Below are 5,396 nucleotides of genomic sequence, written 5' to 3'. Positions count from 1 at the left end.
CAGCGCCGCGGCGGTGGCCGCATCCACGCGCGGCAACAGCGCTTCCCAGGTGGCCGCGGCGGCGGCGTCCTGGCCGCGCTGGCGCTGCGCGATGCCGAGGAACCAGGCGCCGCGTTCGCTGCCCGGCGCCAATTGCAGGGCGTGCTGCAGCCAGGCCAGCGCCTGGTCGTCGAACTGCCGTTGCGGGTTGGCCATCGCCCGCGCCTCGGCCGCCTCGATCAGCAACGGCGCCTGTTCCGGCGCCAGGCGCACCGCACGCGCGAATGCGGCCGCGGCCTCGGCGTTGTGGCCCAGCGACATCTGGCTACGGCCGAGCAAGGCCCAGCCGTCGGCCCGGTTGGGATCCTTGGCCAGCGCCGCCTGCAATTGCTTCACGCCATCCTCGAGCGTGCGTGGTGCCTCGCGGTTCTGCGCCTGCAACGCGCGCGGGGTGCCGACCAACGCGTACAGCGCCGCCGTCGCCACGCCCAGCGACAGGATCGCCACCGCCAGCACCGCACCGTTGCGGCCGCCGCCGCGCAGCGGCCACAGCACCACCGCGAACACCAGCGCCGCCAGCGCCACCGCCGCAGCCGACATGCCCCAAGTCAGCATCGCCTCACCATTCCTGTTCGTCCTGCAGCGGCAGCGCCGTCGCCGCGGGCGCGCGCCGCCGTACCATCCGGATCAGCACCACGGCGCCGCCGGCCAGCAGCAGCAACGGGCCGAACCACAGCAGCCAGGTGCGCGCTTCCAGTTGCGGCCGGTACAGCACGAACTCGCCATAGCGATCGACCAGGAACTGCTTGATCTGCGCATCCGATTTGCCCTGGTGCATCAGTTCCAGCACTTCGCGGCGCAGGTCCATGGCGATCTGCGCGTGGGAGTCGGCCAGCGACTGGTTCTGGCATTGCACGCAGCGCAGTTCCGCGGTCAGCGCATGGAAGCGCGCCTCCTCGGCGGCGGAGCGGTAGGCCAGCGGCGTCGGATCGGACACCGGTTCGGCGCCGGCCAGCGTGGACCACGCCAGCAGCGCCAGCAGGCCCAGCCGCAGCGCGGGCCGGCGGTGCTGGCTCATGGCGTGGCCTTGCCCTGGGCGCGCGTCGGCGGGGCGTCGCGCTCGGCCTGCTCCAGTGCCGGCAGCAGTTCGTCGCGGATGATCGCATCGGTCAGCGGGCCGGCATGCTTCCAGCGCACCACGCCGCGCGCGTCGACCAGGAAGGTCTCCGGCGCCGCGGCCACGCCCCAGTCGATCGCGGTGCGCCCTTCGGGATCGAACAGCACCGCCAGGAACGGATTGCCCAACTGCTCCAGCCAGCGCAGCGCGTCCTCGCGGGTGTCCTTCCAGTCGTAGCCGATCACCCGCACACGCTTGCTGAGCGCGAAGCGGGTCAGCACCGGGTGTTCCTCGCGGCAGGCCGGGCACCAACTGCCCCACACGTTGAGCACGTACGGCGCGCCCAGCAACTCGCTGCTGCGCACGCGGATCGAGGCGTCGTGCAGCAGCGGCAGTTCGAACGCCGGCGCCGGCTTGCCGATCAGCGCCGAGGGCAGCGCGTCGCGATCGGCGCTGCCGGAACGCTGCACCGCATACACCATCAACGCCAGCAGGCCGAGGAAGAACAGCGCACCCAGCAGGATGGCGGGCAGCGGCAGGCGACGTGGAGCGGGAGCGGACATCAGGGGGTCTCCGGGGAACGACGGAAGCGCCGGTCGGCGGCGGTGACGAAACCGCCCAGCGCCATCAGCGCCGCGCCAAGCCAGATCCAGCGCACGAAGGGTTTGACGTGGACGCGCATCGCCCAGGCGTTGCCGCCCAGCGGCTCGCCGAGGGCGACGTAGACGTCGCCGAACAGGCCAGGGTGGATGCCGGCTTCGGTCATGTTCTGGCCGCCGCTGGCGTACAGGCGTTTTTCGGGGTGCAGCAGCGCCAGCGGGCGATCGTCGCGCAGCACCTGTACATGCGCGCGTTCGGCCACGTAGTTGGGGCCCTTGCGCTGGTCCAGCCCCTGCAGCTCGAAACGATAGCGGCCCAGCTCCAGGTGCTGTCCGGGCGCCAGCGCCACTTCGCGCTGCTGCTCCAGCGCCTCGACCAGCAGCGCCCCGGCCAGGAACACTGCGATGCCGGTGTGCGCCAGGGTCATGCCCAGCATCTCGGCGGTGAAGCGGCTGCCCTTGAGCTGCCGCCGGCTCCATACGAAGCGCGCGGTGCCCAGCAGCACCCAGGTCGCGGCGGCGACGCCGGCAGCAGTCTTCCACGCGCCCTGCGGCGCCAGGAAGAAGCCGATCGCACCGGCCAGCAGGGCCAGGCCGGCCCAGGGTGCCAGCAGCGCCAGCGGCCGCGACGCCTGTTCGCGCTGCCAGCGGGTCAGCGGGCCGAACGGCAGCAGCGCCACCAGCGGCGCCATCAGCACGATGAACAAGGTGCCGAAGTAGGGCGGCCCCACCGACAGCTTGCCCAGGTCCAGCGCATCGGCCAGCAGCGGATACAGCGTGCCCAGCAGCACCATCGCGCAGGCGCAGGTCAGCAGCAGGTTGTTGGCCAGCAGCAGGGTCTCGCGTGAGGCCGGGGCGAAGCGTTGCCGCGCCTCGTCGGCTGCCGCCGCCACGCGGCCGCCGCGCAGCGCATACAGCAGCAGCGCGCCGCCGCACAGCAGGCTCAGGAACACCAGGATGAACAGGCCGCGGGCGGGATCGGCGGCAAACGAGTGCACGCTGGTCAGCACGCCCGAGCGCACCAGGAAGGTGCCGAGCAGCGACAGCGAGAATGCGGCGATCGCCAGCAACAGGGTCCAGGCGCCGAAGCTGCCGCGTTTCTCGGTGACTGCCTGCGAATGCAGCAGCGCCGCGCCGGCCAGCCACGGCATGAAACTGGCGTTCTCCACCGGGTCCCAGAACCACCAGCCGCCCCAGCCCAGTTCGTAGTATGCCCACCAACTGCCGAGGGCGATGCCGATGGTCAGAAAACCCCAGGCCACGTTGGTCCACGGCCGCGTCCAGCGCAGCCAGCGCGCGTCCACCTGGCCGTCCAGCAGCGCGGCGATGGCGAAGGCGAACGGCACCGCGAAGCCGACGTAGCCGGCGTACAGCAGCGGCGGATGGATCACCAGGCCGGGATCCTGCAGCAGCGGATTGAGATCGCGCCCTTCCAGCGGTGCCGGCAGCAGCCGCGCGAACGGGTTGGAGGTGAACAGCAGGAATGCCAGGAAGCCGACGCTGACCAGCGCCAGGGTGCCGATCACCCGCGCGACGACGTGCGCCGGCAGACGCCGCGAGTACAGCGCCACCGCGCCGGTCCACAGCGCCAGGATCAGCGTCCACAGCAGCAGCGAGCCCTCGTGCGCGCCCCACACCGCCGAGTAGCGGTACACCAGCGGCAGCAGCGAGTTGGAGTTTTCGGCGACGTAGGCCACCGAGAAGTCCTGGGTCACGAACGCATGGGTGAGGATCGCGAAGGCGCCGGCCACCAAGGCCAGCTGCGCGAACGCCGCCGGTCGTGCCACCGCCATCCAGCGCGCATCGCCGCGCTGCGCGCCGGCCAGCGGCAGCAGCGCCTGCAGCACGGCGGTGAGCAGGGCGAGGATCAGCAGGAGCTGACCGACCTCAGGCAGCATGGTGCTTGCGGAACGCGCGAGCGGGTAGGGCGGGACGCGCAGCGGATTGCGGGATGCACATGGCGCAAGGCTGCCCCCCCGGGTTCCGTCGCCGCTGCTCGGTGGTGCCAACGATCGTGCCAGCGCTTTTGCTTCGACGATTCCCCATTCCCCAATCCCGATTCCCGCCTCTCACTGCATCGCCCCCACATCGTGCTTGCGATGCGCGCTGCCCATCTTGTCCGCCAGCTCCTTCGGCATGTAGGTCTCGTCGTGCTTGGCCAGCACGTCCTCGGCGACGAACACGCCGTCGTGCATACTGCCGGTGGCCACCACCGCCTGGCCCTCGCGGAACAGGTCGGGCAGGATCCGGTCGTAGCGCACGGTCAGTTGCGCATCGCCGTCGGTGACCCGGAAATGCGACTCCAGCGACCCCGGGGCGCGCTGGAACGAGCCTTTCTCGACCATGCCGCCGAGGCGGAAGCGCGCGTGCGCGCCGGTCTTGCCGGCCAGCACTTCGGCCGGGGTGTACAGGTAGGCGGCATTGCGCTGCAGGGCCATCGCCACCAGCGTGGTGGTCAGGCCGGCGGCCAGCACCAGCAGCATCAGCCACAGCAGGCGGCGCTTGCGCTGCGGGTTCATCGGCTCAGCTCCAGCGGCGGCGCTGGTTCGGCCTTGGCCTGGCGCTTGCGTTGTGCGCGCAGCCTTGCCGCCCGCAGCGCCGCGCGCACCTGCAGCCGCGCCAACACGAAATCGGCCAGCAGCACCCCGGCGAACACCGCGTAGGCACCCACCACATACGGCAGGTAGTTCATCCGCGCGCCTCCGCCAGTTGCGTCACCCAGTCCTTGCCGGCCTCGCGGCGCAGGTTGTCGGCGCGCGCGCGCGCCAGCAGCGAGCCGGCGAACCAGAACTTGGTCGCGGCCACCATCAGCCACAGCGGCGGCAGCATGCTCGGGTCCATGCTGGACTGGCCGAACAGGCGGATGGTCTGGCCCTGGTGCAGCGAGTTCCACCACACCACCGAATAGCGGATCACCGGCAGCAGCACCACGCCGACGATGGCCAGCAGCCCGGCCGCGCGCGCGGCGGTGCGCCGGTCCTCGATGGCCAGGTACAGGCCCATCACGCCGATGTACAGGAACAGCAGGATCAGTTCGGTGGTCAGGCGCGGGTCCCAGTCCCACCAGGCGCCCCACATCGGCTTGCCCCAGATGCTGCCGGTGAGCAGGGTGATCAGGGTGAAGGCGGCGCCGATCGGCGCGCAGGCCATCGCCAGGATCTCGCACAGCTTGATCCGCCACACCTGGGCGATGGCCGCGTACACGGCCATCAGGCCGAACACGAACAGGCTCATCCAGGCGCTGGGCACATGGATGTAGAGGATGCGGAAGGCGTCGCTCTGCAGGCGGTCGGCCGGGACCACGAACAGGGCCTGCCAGATGCCCACGCCGGCCAGCAGCAGCGCCGCCAGGTAGCACCACGGCGTCCAGCGCGCAGCGAAGCGATCGAAGGTCGGCGGCGAACCGAGTTGGTGGAACCAGCGGACGAGAGAGGCCATGCGGACGATTCTAGCTGGCGGAAGGCGGGCTTCGATGCGACAACATTCGATGCGACAACGACGGAACGGCGAGGGAACACTGCGCTTGCATGGTACGGCCGCCGTCGCGCCTGCGCTGCCCCAAAAGGCTCAGCTCAGCGAGATGCGGATCGCCGCGGCCGCCGCCAACGGCGCCAGCACCAGGCCCGCGACCAGGCCCGCGGCCAGCAACAGCAGGCCGCCGGCCGGATCCAGGCCCTGCGCCGCCGCCGCCACGCTGCCGG

General features: G+C 71.3%; 7 protein-coding genes and 1 pseudogene. All 8 read right to left on the bottom strand.

The annotated features are described in order from the left end of the window. Positions 1–594: tetratricopeptide repeat protein (locus D588_RS0108505; protein WP_026143514.1), on the bottom strand; the 594-nt coding region annotated here is incomplete at its 3' end. A 4-nt stretch (positions 595–598) separates the two neighbouring features. After that, positions 599–1,057 (bottom strand): cytochrome c-type biogenesis protein, encoded by a 459-nt coding sequence (locus D588_RS0108500; protein WP_017907310.1) that lies wholly within the window; start codon positions 1,055–1,057, stop codon positions 599–601. Then, positions 1,054–1,662, bottom strand: coding sequence for a DsbE family thiol:disulfide interchange protein (locus D588_RS0108495; RefSeq protein ID WP_026143515.1), 609 nt, complete (start codon positions 1,660–1,662; stop codon positions 1,054–1,056). Before D588_RS0108495 ends, D588_RS0108500 begins: the two co-directional genes overlap by 4 nt. After that, positions 1,659–3,593 carry a heme lyase CcmF/NrfE family subunit gene (locus tag D588_RS0108490; RefSeq protein ID WP_017915658.1) on the bottom strand — a complete coding sequence of 645 codons (1,935 nt, stop codon included), beginning with the start codon at positions 3,591–3,593 and terminating at the stop codon, positions 1,659–1,661. The genes D588_RS0108495 and D588_RS0108490 overlap by 4 nt, the downstream gene beginning before the upstream one ends. Positions 3,594–3,764: 171 nt before the next feature. Continuing rightward, entirely contained in the window at positions 3,765–4,214 is a 450-nt protein-coding gene (ccmE, locus tag D588_RS0108485; protein WP_017907307.1) for a cytochrome c maturation protein CcmE, read from the bottom strand. Beyond that, entirely contained in the window at positions 4,211–4,387 is a 177-nt protein-coding gene (ccmD, locus tag D588_RS0108480) for a heme exporter protein CcmD (RefSeq protein WP_017915657.1), read from the bottom strand. Before ccmD ends, ccmE begins: the two co-directional genes overlap by 4 nt. Beyond that, positions 4,384–5,133: a heme ABC transporter permease CcmC gene (gene ccmC, locus D588_RS0108475; protein ID WP_010343777.1), complete on the bottom strand. Its 750-nt coding sequence runs from the start codon at positions 5,131–5,133 to the stop codon at positions 4,384–4,386. Before ccmC ends, ccmD begins: the two co-directional genes overlap by 4 nt. A gap of 129 nt (positions 5,134–5,262) precedes the next feature. Continuing rightward, positions 5,263–5,396, bottom strand: a pseudogene (locus tag D588_RS28800) (heme exporter protein CcmB); the annotation flags it as partial.

Source organism: Xanthomonas sp. SHU 308, assembly GCF_000364645.1.
Lineage (GTDB): Bacteria > Pseudomonadota > Gammaproteobacteria > Xanthomonadales > Xanthomonadaceae > Xanthomonas_A > Xanthomonas_A sontii.
This window is presented reverse-complemented; position numbering and strand designations above follow the sequence as displayed.